This is a genomic window from Kribbella sp. NPDC048837, assembly GCF_055586945.1.
The window spans coordinates 1,574,117-1,588,251 of the sequence record NZ_JBVJHF010000001.1 but is presented as its reverse complement, the minus strand read 5'-3'; the positions used below and the strand labels follow the sequence as shown (position 1 = coordinate 1,588,251).

The 14,135-nt window shown below is 64.8% G+C and carries 10 protein-coding genes and 1 pseudogene; 4 read left to right on the top strand and 7 right to left on the bottom strand.

Translation table 11 applies throughout. The annotated features are described in order from the left end of the window. Positions 1-298: 298 nt before the first annotated feature. Genes ACZ6O0_RS07325 through ACZ6O0_RS07315 form a run of 3 tightly spaced genes read right to left on the bottom strand, consistent with a single transcriptional unit; the run spans position 299 to position 6,722 of the window. Positions 299-3,259: a DEAD/DEAH box helicase gene (locus ACZ6O0_RS07325; RefSeq protein WP_465763941.1), complete on the bottom strand. Its 2,961-nt coding sequence runs from the start codon at positions 3,257-3,259 to the stop codon at positions 299-301. After that, entirely contained in the window at positions 3,256-4,620 is a 1,365-nt protein-coding gene (locus ACZ6O0_RS07320) for an ATP-binding protein (RefSeq protein ID WP_465763940.1), read from the bottom strand. The genes ACZ6O0_RS07325 and ACZ6O0_RS07320 overlap by 4 nt, the downstream gene beginning before the upstream one ends. Next, positions 4,617-6,722, bottom strand: coding sequence for a tellurite resistance TerB family protein (locus ACZ6O0_RS07315; protein ID WP_465764079.1), 2,106 nt, complete (start codon positions 6,720-6,722; stop codon positions 4,617-4,619). Before ACZ6O0_RS07315 ends, ACZ6O0_RS07320 begins: the two co-directional genes overlap by 4 nt. A 635-nt stretch (positions 6,723-7,357) precedes the next feature. Between ACZ6O0_RS07315 and ACZ6O0_RS07310 the strand changes: the two genes are divergently transcribed. Next, the gene (locus ACZ6O0_RS07310) at positions 7,358-7,516 is read left to right on the top strand and encodes an AAA family ATPase (RefSeq protein WP_465763939.1); all 159 of its coding nucleotides are present in this window, start codon (positions 7,358-7,360) and stop codon (positions 7,514-7,516) included. Between the two features lie 205 nt (positions 7,517-7,721). Further along, a pseudogene (locus ACZ6O0_RS07305) lies at positions 7,722-7,838 on the top strand (hypothetical protein); the annotation flags it as partial. 129 nt (positions 7,839-7,967) lie between these two features. Here the strand turns inward: ACZ6O0_RS07305 and ACZ6O0_RS07300 are convergent. Beyond that, positions 7,968-8,810: a hypothetical protein gene (locus ACZ6O0_RS07300; RefSeq protein ID WP_465763938.1), complete on the bottom strand. Its 843-nt coding sequence runs from the start codon at positions 8,808-8,810 to the stop codon at positions 7,968-7,970. A 43-nt stretch (positions 8,811-8,853) separates the two neighbouring features. Then, complete coding sequence (locus ACZ6O0_RS07295; RefSeq protein WP_465763937.1) at positions 8,854-9,816, bottom strand: hypothetical protein; 963 nt, start codon at positions 9,814-9,816, stop codon at positions 8,854-8,856. An 823-nt stretch (positions 9,817-10,639) separates the two neighbouring features. On the opposite strand from ACZ6O0_RS07295, the gene ACZ6O0_RS07290 reads away from it, so the two are divergent. Beyond that, positions 10,640-11,635, top strand: a complete 996-nt coding sequence (locus ACZ6O0_RS07290) for a hypothetical protein (RefSeq protein ID WP_465763936.1) — start codon at positions 10,640-10,642, stop codon at positions 11,633-11,635. Positions 11,636-11,886: 251 nt separating this feature from the next. On the opposite strand, the gene ACZ6O0_RS07285 is transcribed toward ACZ6O0_RS07290, so the two are convergent. Continuing rightward, complete coding sequence (locus ACZ6O0_RS07285; RefSeq protein ID WP_465763935.1) at positions 11,887-12,243, bottom strand: hypothetical protein; 357 nt, start codon at positions 12,241-12,243, stop codon at positions 11,887-11,889. 2 nt (positions 12,244-12,245) lie between these two features. Further along, positions 12,246-12,752, bottom strand: coding sequence for a hypothetical protein (locus ACZ6O0_RS07280; RefSeq protein ID WP_465763934.1), 507 nt, complete (start codon positions 12,750-12,752; stop codon positions 12,246-12,248). Between the two features lie 364 nt (positions 12,753-13,116). Between ACZ6O0_RS07280 and ACZ6O0_RS07275 the strand changes: the two genes are divergently transcribed. Further along, positions 13,117-13,998 carry a hypothetical protein gene (locus ACZ6O0_RS07275; RefSeq protein ID WP_465763933.1) on the top strand — a complete coding sequence of 294 codons (882 nt, stop codon included), beginning with the start codon at positions 13,117-13,119 and terminating at the stop codon, positions 13,996-13,998. Positions 13,999-14,135: the final 137 nt, after the last annotated feature.

Sequence of the window (14,135 nt, the reverse complement as noted above, 5' to 3'; positions counted from 1 at the left end):
GCGCAACCCATCACGGAGATCCCCCTTCTTCCGTGGTTTGCCTGCACGCGCCGCGGCGTCCAGCCAATGCCTGACGCGAATTGCCCATCCGGTGCGGCTCGTTGAACTGCTGTGCGTACGCCCGCTGCGCAAGTCTTCCCCCCGCGTGTGCCGTTGAATGCTTCTCCTATCGCCGTCCGGCGTACCTGCGTTACGCCTGTACTCACCGCGGTTCCTGGCGTCATAGACCTTTGTCGTGAACCGGCAAGGTTCGGTGTAGTGCTGTCGGACGCCGTCGGGACAGGCTGCGCAGGCCAACTTATGGTGTGTGCAGCTGGCCCCTCGTTCCATTCGCCTGAGGCCGGTTGGAGCGGCGTGGTTGCAGGGGAGGGGTGGCCGGAGTGGTCGCGGCGTGCCGCGGGGCGAGGGGTTTGTCGCAGCCGAGGGATACGAAGTCGCTGAGTCCTTTGCCAGATGCTTGGGACAGGTACGCGCGGAGTAGCTTCGCGGTGGCCTCGGCGTCTCCGAGGGCGGTGTGAGCGGCGGCGAGCGGGATGCCGGCGGCTGCGCAGCGGGCGTCCAGCGAGAGCGAGTCTGAGCTACCCAGGTGGCGTGCGAGCTCCATGGTGCACAACGTGGCCCAGTCCGGCGGTTCGACGTCGGCGCGTTCGTATTCGGTGTTCAGGAAGGAGACGTCGTACGGCGCGTTGTGGGCGACGACAACGCGGCCGGCCAGGAGGCCGGTCAGCCAGTCGGTGAGGTCGGCGAAGTGAGGCGCGTCGGCGAGGTCATCGGGATGGATGCCGTGGAGCCACGTGGGGCCAGGGTCGCGGCGTGGGTTGACGAGTGTGGTCCAACGGCTGGTGATGTTGCCTTGTGGATCGGTGTGGACCACGGCGAGTTCGATCACCCGGTCGTCGGTGAGGCCGGAGAACCCGGTGGTTTCGACGTCGATGACGGCGAATGGCGTCTCGCCGAGGCGCGGGTAGCGGGGAGCTGCCGGTTGCGTTGGTCGGTCGGCCGGTTGCGCAAGGGCGCAGCTGGTGTCGGCAGCGTGGGTGGCGAGGATGCGGAGCGTGTCCCAGGCGCCGTCGACGTCGAGGCTCTGCGCGGCGTATGCCCTTGCGAGCAGGTTGTCGGAGAGGTACTCGTCGTACTTGTCTTGCTGTTTGTTTTGCACGGTCGCTGCCAGTGCGACCGGATCGGGCTGAGGCCGGTTGGCGAGGTCGCGGATGATTGCGTGGACCTGGTCGGCGGGGCTGTCGTTGATGTGTACCGCGACTCCGTCGAGGCTTACCCGAAGACCGGCCTCGGCGAGTGCGATTGCGAGGGTGTTGAGGACGCGGTCACCCCGCCAGCAGAAGATCAACGTGTCGTTGCCCCAGGCGACGATAGGCCGCTCGTGCAGCTCGAGACGCCGGTAGGAGGCTCGTCCCTCGTCGAGCAGGTTCTGCGCGGGGTGGTTGAGGTAGCTGGGGACCTCAGGACTTTCGTACCAGGTCCGCATGCGTTGGCGTACGAGGTCAGCGACTTCGCCGCCTCCGCCGGCGAAGGCTGGCGGCCGCCCGCCGCCGGAACGGGTCAGTTCGATCACCCGGAATCGGGTGTCGACGTCGATGACCTTCCATCGGTGGCCGGCGAAGATCAGGAGGCTTCCGACGAGCACGGGGAAGTCGACCGGGATCGAGCCGAGCGTGCGTCCGCGAACGACTAGTCGGTACTCGTCGCCGGTCTGGAAGGCGGTGTAGAAGCTGTAGTGGTTGACGATCTGGTCGCCACGCTCGCCGTGGAGCAGCAGGCCGTCGCTGGACTGGGTGAGGAGTTCGGCCCGGCCGAGGTCGGTGAGGAGAGGGATAAAGGTTGCCTTATCGACGTGTGAGAACGGCCCGCTGCCGCACAGGGCGGTGTACAGCTGCTGGGCCGTGGCTCCGCCATGCTGGGCGATGACCGACAGGATCTGTTGGGTGAGGGTGGAGAGGTGTTGTGTGCTGGTGTTCGGTGGCTCGAACCATCGGTCGTTGAGCATCAGGTCGATCATGGCGATGGTTTGAATGAGCTGTGCGCGAAGCTGATCGGCTGGTGGAGTCCGCTCGGTGAGCTCGCGTTCGGAGACGTACATGCGCAGTACGGCGGGTCTGCCGCGGCGGCCGGATCGACCGAGTCGCTGGCGTAGCGCGGCGACGCTATGAGGTGCGCCGAGCTGAGAGACGGCGTCGGTGCTGCCGATGTCGATGCCCATCTCCAGGGTGGAGGTGCACACTGCGGTCGCTGGAGTGTCGGTGGCGCGTAGCCGGTTCTCGACGTCCTCGCGGTACTCCTTCGAGAGGTTGCCGTGATGCGGGAAGAACTCGTTCGGCACGGCGTGTTGCTCGGACATGTTCCGGAGGAGGTCGACGTACGCCTCGACTGCGGAACGGCTGTTGGCGAAGACCAGGTTGTCCTTGCCGCGCAGGGTCAGGTAGAGGTGCTCGGCGATGGCTGTCGCGTCGTTGGCGTGGACAGGTCCGTCTTCCGGGTCGCCGCCGTCGGGTGTTGCTGTCTTGGTGTCGGTCTTGACGTAGCCGCGCAGCTGCAGCTGGATCTCGGCTGTGTCGCCGCCTGGGTTGTCGATGATGTGTGTCGTGTCGGCTCCGCCGGGGCGCAGGAAGTCGGCAGCGACACGGAGGTTGGAGAGGGTCGCCGACAGCCCGACTCGGGGGACTTGTCGGCGGAGAGCGAGTTCGAGGCGATGCATGAGGGATTGCAGTTGTGCACCACGTTCGGTGCCGATGAAGTCGTGAAGTTCGTCGACCACGACGTACTGCAGGCCGGCGAAGACCGTCGAGATCCGGTGTCCCTCGCGGACGAACAGGGCCTCGAGGGACTCAGGCGTGATGAGCAGGATTCGGTCAGGGTTCTTCACGAGGTTGCGCTTGAGACTGCTTGCGACATCACCGTGCCAGCGATGTACGGGCGTCTTGGCTGCCGCGCCCATGGATTCGAGTCGCAGATGCTGATCGTTGATCAGTGCCTTCAGTGGGCAGAGGTAGAGCGCCTTCACGCCTGCCCGCGCGGCCACTTCCGTTGTCGCGAGTTTCGAGCAGATGGGCAGCCATGCGGCCTCGGTCTTGCCGCTCGCGGTGGCGGCGGCCACGATCACGTCCTGGCCGGCAAGGATCGGGCCGACGGCGTGCGTTTGCGCCGTCCGGAGTCTGTCCCAGCCCTGGCTCCAGACCCATCGCTGGATGGTCGGGTGCAGCCGATCGTACGCAGCGGCCGGGTCGGTGGACTGCGTGGTCACAGTCTGAATGTGGTCAGGTCGTCGTCCTCGCCAGGCAGATCCGCGGGTGGCGCTGTGGTGTTGCTGGTCGCCTCGTCGTTGAGGGGTTCCAGGTCGGGGTTGGAGTCGGGTTCCACGGTCATCTTGTCGATGATCTGGTCCCATCGGTGGTCCGGGTTCTGGTCGAGGATCGCGAGCAGATCCAGGAAGCTGCGGATCGTGTTGCGCGGGGTGCGGAAGTAGGCTTCACCGATCCTCGACGAGCAGTGGTTCATGAATGCCTGTAGCGCCTCCGGCGGGAGTAGGTAGGCATTGGCGTCGCCGGCCGCGTGGACATGGACCAACTTGCTGAGGAGGACGTACAGATCTTCTGGAGTGAGTGACGCCAACCGGATCACCGGTCCACTCAGGTCGACGCGTCCGCCGGTGGCGAAGGCGTTCTCGCTGAGCCGGGATTGCAGCGCCGCGTACGAGTACAGACCACGACGGCTGTCGGTAAGGAAGTCAGGTGTGCCGCCGAACACGAAGCCGATGCCGGCGGCCGAGCCTTGTAGCGCATCGTTGAGGATGCGCAGGATCTGCTCGTAGTTGGAGTTGCGGGCTTGGCTGTTCGCGAGCTTGTAGAGGTTCACCATCTCGTCGAGGCAGACGAGCAGGCCGTCGAAGCCGGCCAGCCGGACGAAGCGTGCCAGCAGTTTGAGTTGGTCGTAGAAGTTCGCGTCGTCGATGATGGTGCGAACGCCGAGCGCGTTGCGTGCATCGGTCCGGGTGGCGAACTCACCGCGCAACCAGCGGACGGCGTCGGACTTCAGTTGCTCGTTGCCGGTGTCGTGAGCCTGCCAGTACTTCGCGATGACGTCGGCGAAGTCGTATCCGCCGGTCAGTTCGGTCAGCTGATCGAGATTGGACCTTAGGACAGCTTCGGGTGAGCGACCGGTGGTGCGCGCTTGGCTCAGCGCGTTGGTGACGAAGCGCTCGACGACGCTGCCCATCGCTCCGCCATCGGGCTTGGCGCGGGTCGACATGTTGCGCATTAGTTCGCTGTACATGCTGCGAGCCTGGCCGCCAGTGGCGTGCAGCCGCCGGTCCGGTGAGAGGTCGGCGTGCACGGTGACGAGCTTCTTCTGGAGGGCGACCGAGCGGACGAGGTACAAGAAGAACGTCTTCCCTGAGCCGTATTCGCCGATGACGAAGCGCGCGGCAGATCCCGCGTCCGCGATCCGATCGATGTCGGTGATGAGTGCGGTCAGCTCGCCCGCGCGACCGACCTGGATGTGCTGCTGCCCAGCACGGGGAACGACCCCAGCGCGCAGCGAGTTCAAGATCGCGTCGCGGTCGCGCGGACGGATTCGCTCGGTGGTCGAGGCAGCCTGGGTGGTCATGCGAAGAGCTCCTGCCGGGCGTAATGGTTGATGCTGAGAGTGTCGTTGCCGTCGTCCTCGAGGAACGGTTCCTCGGTTGCCTCGAGAGCGGCTTCGTTCAGAGTGTCGAGTGCGCCGTCGGGCATCACCCTGTAGCCGGTGGCCAGTTCCTCGAATTCGGCTCGGGTCCACTGGTCGCGTTCGGCGAGGGTCCGCAGCAGCGCTGAATGGACGTCGTCGAGCCCTGCGATAGCTGCTTGGCTGGGTTCTTTGAGGTGCTTGGCATCCGGCAGCGAGTCTGCTGTTGGGTAGTCGTCGCTGAAGATGTCAGTCAGCAGTGCGGAGACCTCGGCGGTCTCGGCGAATTTGGCCTCGATCGATGCCAAGTCCAGGACGACACCGCGCTCAGGCGGTGTGTTTGTACAGGACGCCGTCGTACGCGGCTCGTGGATGGCGTAACCGGGGTCAGGGACGCCGGCCGGCCGAACAGTGACTGGTCCGGTGGCAGGGGCGGGACGGGTTGTCGCATCGGTCAGATGGCTGTGGAGGCGGGTGTGGACCTGTCCAGGATCCAGCTCCAGCAGCCGGAAGATCTTGGTCAGGCTGGTGATCTCGTCGGGGGAGATCACTCCGTCGGCTGCGGCGACGCTCACCAGCAGGTCCGCGACTGCCTCACGTTGCGGCCTGGACAGTGCCTCGATGCGCCGTTTGAGGCCGGTCAGCTTGACCTCGCTGGCCGCGAGCCAGCGCATGTGGGCCTCGAGGCGGTCCTGTTCTCCCAGCGACAACTGCAGGGCGGACTTCAGGTGCGAGACGAGGTGACTCTGCTCCTGGTCGCTGATGTCCCCGTCCGCTGCGGACACCGCCGTGGCCAGATGCAGCAGTGTGGTCGCGGCCGCGTAGGCAGCTGTGGCTGCTTGCGGCGGCTTGTTGGTACTTCGGAACAGTACGACGGGAGTCGCCGGTGTGATCGCAGGGCCGCCGAGCCGAACGTCGGGTTCGACGGCCAGGTCGAATCGGCCAAGCAGTTGAGCCAGTGCAACGGCCTCTGGTTTGGCCATTCGCTCTGGTGACTTCGTCGGCCAGCGACTCAACAGATCAGAGCCAGTGGTTGCCTGGCGGCCCACCGCTAGTTGCGTGGCCCAGTCGCGCAACTGCGCCACCTGTCCGGTAGGTTCACCAAGGAGTTCGGGCGGGAGTAGGGCAGCGGCTGCGACCGTGCCGCGCCCGTCGGGGTTCCGGCCCAGATAGCGGCTGTACGCGTCGAGGTCATTTATGACACCGTCCGCGATCCCTGCGAGCTTCCGGGTTGGGCCGGCCTGCTCGAACACGTTCGGCAGGTCGGTCTTCAAGGACGTGGAATGGATTCCGGCACTTGCTGCGTAGTACTCGATATTGACCGTCGCCTTACCGGGCTGGAGGCCGAGGCCGCCTCCGTGCGCGGCCGCATAACGTGCCTTGAACAAGGCGACGAACTCCTCGAGGCAGCGTGTAGCTGGCCCTCTCATGGTGATATCGGGGTGACACCAAGTCCATGCGACCGCCCAGTCGGCCGGCAATGTCCTCCCGGCCCTGGCGAACACTCCGAGTTGAACCAAGAGGGAGGGCGGCGGTCGCCACGTGTTCTCACGCGTCAGCGGAGGCAACGCGGCGTCGGCGGTTGCATGCTCGGCCAGCAACAAGTCAAGCACGCCCAGGAAGGCGGTGGCATAACCGCGAAACGAACCGTTGCCGCCGTAGATCGCTAGCAGACGTTGGACCTCAGCGCGAAGCAACGGCAGCTCCCAGGACAACGCCGGGTTCGCCGCAATCTCGACGAGTGCGCGCCGTTCGAGTCCGTAGAAGAACAAGAACACGTAGCCGATGCATGCGTCCGGAGCGGATCGCCCGCCCGCCAGCCATCCCAGGTACGCCGCACGAGCCTCAGGAGTGATGTCGTCGTACGAAGGCCAATATCCCATCGCGTCGCCTCCGAAGTCGGGACGCCGATGGTTCACCTTCAGACTCGGATCGATCAGTGCAGGCTCAAGTCCCCCAGCCGGGGCACCCAGACCCTGACCGACGTACAACATCCCACCTTGAATCGACACACCGGCGACCATCGCGCTCGATCCCGGTCCCACCCAGTGGGCATGCCGGGTCAGCTGATGCACGGCTGGCGTGCTCGGTCGCGCCGGTGGAGGCGGCGCGGGTCTGGTCGATGCGGGCGGTGGTGGCGGTGGCTGAATCGGCGCCGACGGCCGCCATACCTGCCCACCTACAACCTGCGGAGGCCTGTCTGTCGCTTGCTTGGCCCTTCGCAAACGGTCGAGTAAACCCACCCTATGTCCCCCTCGGATCCGGGGTGCCTATCGCAGCGCCCAGCGCAACCCCGCCCGCTACATCGGCCGGACCCGCCAGATCGTTACGCTCCGTCGACATTCGCACAGGTGCGTGCTCAGCCTCGGCGGCTCGTTGGTCCTGCTCGTCATCGGCCAGCGGGTGCGTCAGGAGCAGTGCCGCGAGTCGTTGGTAGTCGCGTTGGATGCACGACCCCCAAGTAGATGGTGTCGAGAGGCAAGGTGCCGATCCCGCGGACTCTCAAGCCCGCCAGGCGCCGGTACGCGGTCCGGATTCACGGGTCCGGCGACCGGAACCGCGAGTTGGCCCCTCGCCTCAGCAGCGGATCCAGCGGGCGATGTGGCTCGGATTCTTTGTCGGTCCGACGGCCGATTGGGGGTAGAGAGTAGTAGCGGCCGGCATTCCGAGGCTCAAGTCTTTGACTCTCGTGAACTACAAAGGATCTGAGCACCACACGATCAGCCTCAGGAGCACCAATGGGCTCGTGGGGGCGAACAACGCCGGCAAGTCTACGGCTCTGGGGGCGTTGAGACTGCTGGCGGCGATGCTCCCGCGAGCAAGACAGATCAAACCCTAACGGACACGGCGAGGTTGGGCAGAGGACGGCGTGAGTGGTCGATCACCGCCGCGGCCATCGAGGCGTCCGCCTTCTCCGATGAGAACATTTCGTCACAACTTCACGCGGGAAGCGACGCGGGTGGAGGCCCTGACGACGACCGGCGTCCGCTTCGTGGCTTCGTGGCCCGGGTGCTGATCAAGCACACCACGACCACCGCGCGGCGATCGTCACCAAGATCACCGGCGCGCTGGACCTCGACACGCTCGGAGTCATCGAGGCCACCGAGCTCGGCCTGAACGACATCGGCAGGGTGCAGCTCAAGATCGCCGCACCGCTCGCCGCCGACCCGTACTCCAGCAACACCATCACTGGATCGTTCCTGCTCATCGACGGCCACGACGGGGTCGACGCTCGCGGCCGGCATGATCGACGACGAAGAAGGGTAACCGGTGTCAGACGTGCGCAACAGCTAACCCTCTCGCACAGCTGTCGTCGGCGTACCGCTCTCCCCGCGGTTCGCGGTGAGAACGTACGACCAAGGCGAGGGGCCTCGGTAGCCGATACGGGCGAAGAACATCTGCTCGATCCGCTGCAGGGCCTCCTGCTCGTCCTCGTCATCGATCGCATCTTCGGGGGCGGCGTCGTAGATGACATCGGTCCAGGTCTGAGACGCGGCCGTCCAGACGACGAACGGACCAGTGGGCGCCCAGAGAACCCAGATGCTGTCGATCCCATCGGCCGCGGACGGTGGAGTCAGGACGTGAGCCAGCAGCGGTGAGCGCATCTCGATGAAGGGGTGCTCGAGGATGTGGGCGATCAGGAAGACGTTTCTGGAATGGTCTGGCGGGGCTTTGCGGTCCAGCTGAGCCGCTGCCTTCCGGACCATCTCCTCGCCGTCGGTGCGGAGGATCTCGTCGGCTGATCGAGCGGTCCCAACGTGCTTGGAGGGGGTGGGCCGATCTGCGCCCCGTGCGTTGTCGATATCGGCATCGAACTTGCGGAACCGACCACGCAAGGTCTTGACCTCGAAGCCGGCGTACCGCTGCATGCCGACTTCGGGTGGTGGTGAACCGGAAGCGGTATCTTCGGCGAGGTCGAATACGAGGTCGGCGCCTCCGGCGTGGTCGAGGGAGACCGGTGCGCGGCGAAGGAGTGTCGTTGCCAGGATCGCGGCGAGATGCTCTCCGGACCGGATCTTTAAACTGGACAGCTGGCTGGGGCTCAGCGCCGAGCACAGCACATCTACGGCCGCTTCGAGGGCTGCCGGACGTACGACGACCACGTTGCCGCCGATGATGCGCTCGTCCGTCATGTCACCATCGTCACCGATGGCCGGCGAATCCGGGGACGGGGTGTCAGTGGGTTGCTTCCGGGATCAAGCCGTACGGGGGGATTTGGGGGTTTCTGGTGTAGCGGACGACGACGTGCTGGTCGACGCTCTCCGGTGGGGAGTTGTCGACGACGACGAGTTGGGCGCCGGCTCCGTCGGTGGCCAGCCAGTTGCTCGCGTGGGCGTAGAAGTTTTCTACGAGCTGGGCGTCGGCGAAGTCGTTGTCGCGCGGCTTGGAGTTGTGTCCCAGGTTCTTCTGCGGGCTGTCGATGACCAGCAGGCCGGGTGCGTCGGCGTTCCGCTCGTGGGCGATCTCCCACAATGCAAGGTTCCAGGCCAATGCGATGACGACCATGCCGCCACTGCTGGCCGCCGTGTAGGGGAGCCCACGCACGTGAGGGACCAGATCGTCGCCGATGAACGGACCGTGCAGCTTCGGGTAGCCGATCTCGCCGAGGATCTGGGCGAACCGGGACGACAGGGTGCTGATCAGTTCGACCCGGTCCGGGCGCTGGCGTTTTTCCCGGCGAAGCGCATTGATTTCTTTGGCTTGGCGATCCAGCTCCGCGAAGCCGGCATCGGCCTCTGTGACCCGGTGCCAGGCGGTGACGCCGGACTGAGCGGACTGCTGGGTGAGCCTGGCCTGAGTGATTCGCTCGTTCAGGCTGTTGCGCAGCGCGAGCCACGGGGCCGGAGTCGAGACGATCGCGTCGACGGCACGTGCCGCTGCGTCGGCGGCCTCGTCCGCAGTGAGGCTCTCCTCGATCAGCACCTGTAGATGCACGGTGAGCCTCGAGACGTAGTCGTTGAGGCTTCTTAGGCGCGACTTGACAGCCTTGAGCTCGGCTTGGAGAACCGCCGTGGGCGAGCCGGTGCTGTCATCCGGACCGGTTGTCCCGACCGACACCGGGTCGACGGCGTTGTGACACAACGAGCAGTGGCCATTGGAGCGAGCCTTCGGCGGCACGCTGCTCGCTGCGGCTTCCACGACTGGGACATCATCCGATCCGCCAACAGGTCGGATCCCGTTGGACTCGACTTGCTGAGGGGAGTTCCGTGCCTTCCATGCCGCGGCGGCGGCCGCGCCGGCTGTCGCGGCCGCCGCCGCAATGATCCAGTCCCGCTTCGCCACGTGTTCCCCCTGCCGATCGGACGGGAGCGAGTCGTCCGCCCGCTGCGAGATCCATCGGTGACTGGCCCACGGCGTTACACCGAGTTGCGCTCCGTCGAAAACGGCCCCTGCCCGAACTCTGATCTGTGACGGTGAGTGGTCATAGGATCGGCGCACGCTCGATGAGAGTGGGGAAGTCGACAGCGAGGCGGCCGCATCGTCCTGACAGAACTGCCGGGCCGAGAGACGTCGCCGACGTACCTGACGGCCGATCATGCCCCGCAGACTGGGTGATCGTCGACGCCCTACTTGCCGAGCAGGACAACAGCCCGACCGGCCTGTCGTACGACGAGTTGCGCCTCAGTCCCGGGAGGGCTCCGAGGAGATGGCGTCCGGCGCAGCCGAAAGTGCGCGCAGCACAGCAACACCCCGGACAGGCGACGTAGTGGTCTCCCCCCACCGTCCAGACCCCCATGTGCCACGGAGAGTGCACGACAATCCGGGCTCCGGGCAGATGTCGCAGACCTCAATCGAATGTGGGAAATCCCAATCGAACGTTGCTTTCAGATCCCTGCTGTGGGCGGATAACTGCGGGATGGCTGTGCGAGCCAGGAACCCACCGGGGCGGGGCGGTCGTCAAGTATCTCCACCAATTTCGCGTGCATCTGTCTAGTTAGGAGATGGATTCAAGGGAGGGATTATGGCGACATCACAGGCTCGTGCAGCGGAGCAAGGCGGTGGAACGGTCGAGAAGTGGACGTACACCTACGTGCGGACAACTATCGTTTGTTTGCTGATCGCGCTGGGGGCTGCGGTCGTGTATGAGGCAGTGGACAAGAAGTTGGAGTTTCTTCCGTCGGTCAGTGCGTACTACTACACGCCGGCGCAGGGGATCTTCGTCGGTGCTCTCATCGGTCTGGGTGCGTGCACCATAGCGCTCAGAGGTACGACGGTTCCCGAGGACGTGTTCCTGAACCTGGCCGGGATGTTTGCGGTGGTGGTGGCGGTCGTGCCTACGTCGCGTGGCAAGGACTTCAGCGCCGCGGTGGCTGCGTGCGAACAGGGGAACAGCTCGCTACTCACGGAGAAGGCAGTGTCAGGGCTCGATTGTCCGACCGTCGAAGTGTTGAGGAAGGCCACGCGAGACAACGTCGAGAACAACATGACCGTGTTGCTCATCGTCGGACTGCTAGGCATCGTCGCGAGCGTCCTGCTGACTCGCAGACTCCGCCAGACACAGTCCGGAACCAAGACCTTGCACGCCTCACCATGGGCATTCGTGACAGCCGTTCTGATCTTCGTCGCTGCGGCAGCCACCTTCCTGGGGAACACAGATTGGTTCGTCGATCATGCCCACAAGATCGCTGCGATTTGCTTGTGCGTCTGCATCCTGCTCGTTGCCGTGGCCAACGCACTCCGGCGCGAGAAGAAGCCAGTGACGATGACGCCAGAGGGTCTGAATGCAGCCAAGGCTGTGCTCGTGAAGAACCCGCGGGGGCTCAATCGTTACGGGTGGATCGCGTGGGTCATGCTGGTTGTCGCTGTCGGCGGCTCCGTGCTGGTGGCGGTGGAAGCGATCAGCCTGTTCCTGCTCGAGATACTGGTCGCCGGGCTGTTCGTGATCCTCTGGTCGGTGCAGACAGTTGAGCAACTACCAGGGCGCGGATCCGACACAAGCGCGGTAGACCCGCAGTGAGGCAACGACATGTGCAGCGAATCGCACACACTGACTCCTCGGGACAGGATCTCCTTACTGCCTGAAGTTGCCAGGCGACTTGGCAAGATGCTGGTGGCTTTGGTGGCGTATCGCCTTGGACGACGAGGACGCAGGCTCCTGCCAATAGTAGGCCTCGATCGACCTGCGACCGTGTGGGCACAGAACGCTCACGACCGGTGTGTGGCCGATTTGGAGCCGGAGATCACCGACGGTGCAGCACCATAACGGTTCTAGTGTTGTCCATACTGGTCGGGGCCGCGCAAGATGGTGCCGAGTCGGCTGAGCTGCGGCGGTCCGCTCCGGCTCTTGAACGGCCTTCGGAACCACGTAGTGGCGAGGATTTGAAGGCCGACGTCCGCGAACTGGGCCAGCAGCAAGCACATCAGGCCGAACGACGCGATTGCTGCGATCCCCACGAGGGTCTGGCTCTCCACGCTTGCGTCGGTGAATAACGCGTCAAGCCGGTCCGCACCGGGTGCGGTATGTGCGACGAGCCAGAAGGTGTACGCCACGGTCAGAGTTGCGGGAAAGATCACGACCAGCGCGTCCCGCGGCGACAGCCATGGTTGTGAACCCAGCACGTTCATCGCTACCACCTGAAGGTGTGTGCGGGGATGAGGTTGCTACCGGGGCATTCGGGCATCGCTTTCGTCCACTCCTCGAACTGTTCGGCCCGGCCGCAGGTTCGGTCGCCTTCGACGTGCTGGCAGAGCCGCACGATGAGCGGAACGAAGGCCGACGGAATGGGATAAAGCCCGTCACCCCTCCCGCGCACCGATGCCGAATGAGCAGTCTCTCGAAGATCTCTGTCCGCCAGTACGCCCACGAATCCGTCGTCGCCGCCGACCAGGACGGCTCCGTCACGCAGCAACGAACGATGCAGGAACTGGAAGGCCCCACTGCGGACCAGTTGGAACATCGTGAGGCTCTCGTGCGCGAGCAGGAAACTCTCCACGGTTCGTGAGCTTCTGTCTGGAAGCATGTGCCGCAGGCTCGACGGTTTGCCGTCCTGGCCGACTGTGACCGTCCACCGCACGCCGCCGGGCGACGCGAGGCCTTCGGCATCGGCGGCGATGTGCACGTCGGCGAGTCCCATCTCACCGAGTGTGGTCTGCCGTCCGGGAGCGGACTGGTCCTCCTTGCCGGTATTCATGACGATCCCCCAAACCCCAGCGAATAGGGCTGATTGAACCACGCCGCAACCAAGACTGTCGCCAGTTCGCGGAAGACATCGCGCGGTGGACCGCGAGATCCTCCGAGGGCTTCATCACGTCGAACCGCTGTTGACCAATTTGCGACTTATCGGGCCTCGCGGTAACGCGATACTGTGCGTATGCTCACCTGCGGGGAGGGCAACGTCGATCGGCGGGGCACAGGTTCTGGTCGAAGTCGTCAGGGGGGATAGTGCACATCGATGTATCTCGGCATGCCCTGAATCGGAAGAATGCAGGGCGGAGCCGATGAAAAAGAAGCTCAGCAAGAAATGGTGGGCGGGTATCGGCGCTCTCGCTGCTGTCGTTGTCATACCGTTGATGTTGTTCGAAATGGCGAAGGGCGACGATGCGCCGAAGGTCGGGGGAGACGGCAACAACAACTGCAACATCAACGGATCTGGCAATACCTGCAACGGCGCTCCGGCGCCAGTCGTCGAGACCGAAGACTCCATAGAGGTCAGTGACCCGGCCTGGCCGGCGCTCCCGGACTGTGATGGCGCGACAGCCGTCGCCGGAATGCCGTGGAATGCAGACGCGTCGATGATCAAGCTGACGCCAGCCATGGACATTCGATCCACGCTTGCTGATCAGCGGGGAGCTGCCTACGGCCACGGCTTCGTGACGCTCAACATCGGAGCAAAGGCGGGGACAACAATCCAGATACTCGGGATCAAACCGGTCTTCTATGCAGATGAGAAGATTGATCCCAAGTGGGTCTACGACCCGATGGGCGGCTGCGGCGACAGCTTTGTGCGAATCCTTGAGGTCGATCTGGACAAGCGGACATCTCGGGACGCCGGTGTCGAAGGTGGCGAGGGCGACGGTGCGGACTCGTCAAGCTCCGGCGTCAAGTCGGTTCCCTTCGGGCCGAAGTTCCATGTCACCCACGAGGATCCGGCAGTTGTCACGGTGAGGGCGGACAGTTGTTCTGGATACCACGAGTGGGGCATCCAGATCACCTACGCCACTGGCGGCAAGACGTACAAGAAGGTTGTCGGCACGGAGGATGCACCGTTCCGTGTCGTCGGTAAGCCGACCAAGCCCGTTCCTGTCTATTCCGAGGGAAGCGTGGGCGCAAAGACACTGAGTCGGTTCGACAGTTCTGCTGGGCCGACCGGTTGCCGCTGACCGCGGCGGAGTTGACCGCGTGGGGTTGTCGGTCAGCCGTCAGTAACGTTCGGTGGGGCATTGGCGATAGGACGGTTGATCGCGGTGGGGGCACTGGCGGTCGTGGGGGGATTCATGGGGGCGATGCGGCCGCTGGT

What these genes read in the sequence shown, in the direction of transcription:
- ACZ6O0_RS07320 (WP_465763940.1), bottom strand. Translation starts at nt 4,620, where the DNA reads ATGACCACCCAGGCTGCCTCGACCACCGAGCGAATCCGTCCGCGCGAC.
- ACZ6O0_RS07300 (WP_465763938.1), bottom strand. Translation starts at nt 8,810, where the DNA reads ATGACGGACGAGCGCATCATCGGCGGCAACGTGGTCGTCGTACGTCCG.
- ACZ6O0_RS07290 (WP_465763936.1), top strand. Translation starts at nt 10,640, where the DNA reads ATGGCGACATCACAGGCTCGTGCAGCGGAGCAAGGCGGTGGAACGGTC.
- ACZ6O0_RS07285 (WP_465763935.1), bottom strand. Translation starts at nt 12,243, where the DNA reads ATGAACGTGCTGGGTTCACAACCATGGCTGTCGCCGCGGGACGCGCTG.
- ACZ6O0_RS07280 (WP_465763934.1), bottom strand. Translation starts at nt 12,752, where the DNA reads ATGGGACTCGCCGACGTGCACATCGCCGCCGATGCCGAAGGCCTCGCG.
- ACZ6O0_RS07275 (WP_465763933.1), top strand. Translation starts at nt 13,117, where the DNA reads ATGAAAAAGAAGCTCAGCAAGAAATGGTGGGCGGGTATCGGCGCTCTC.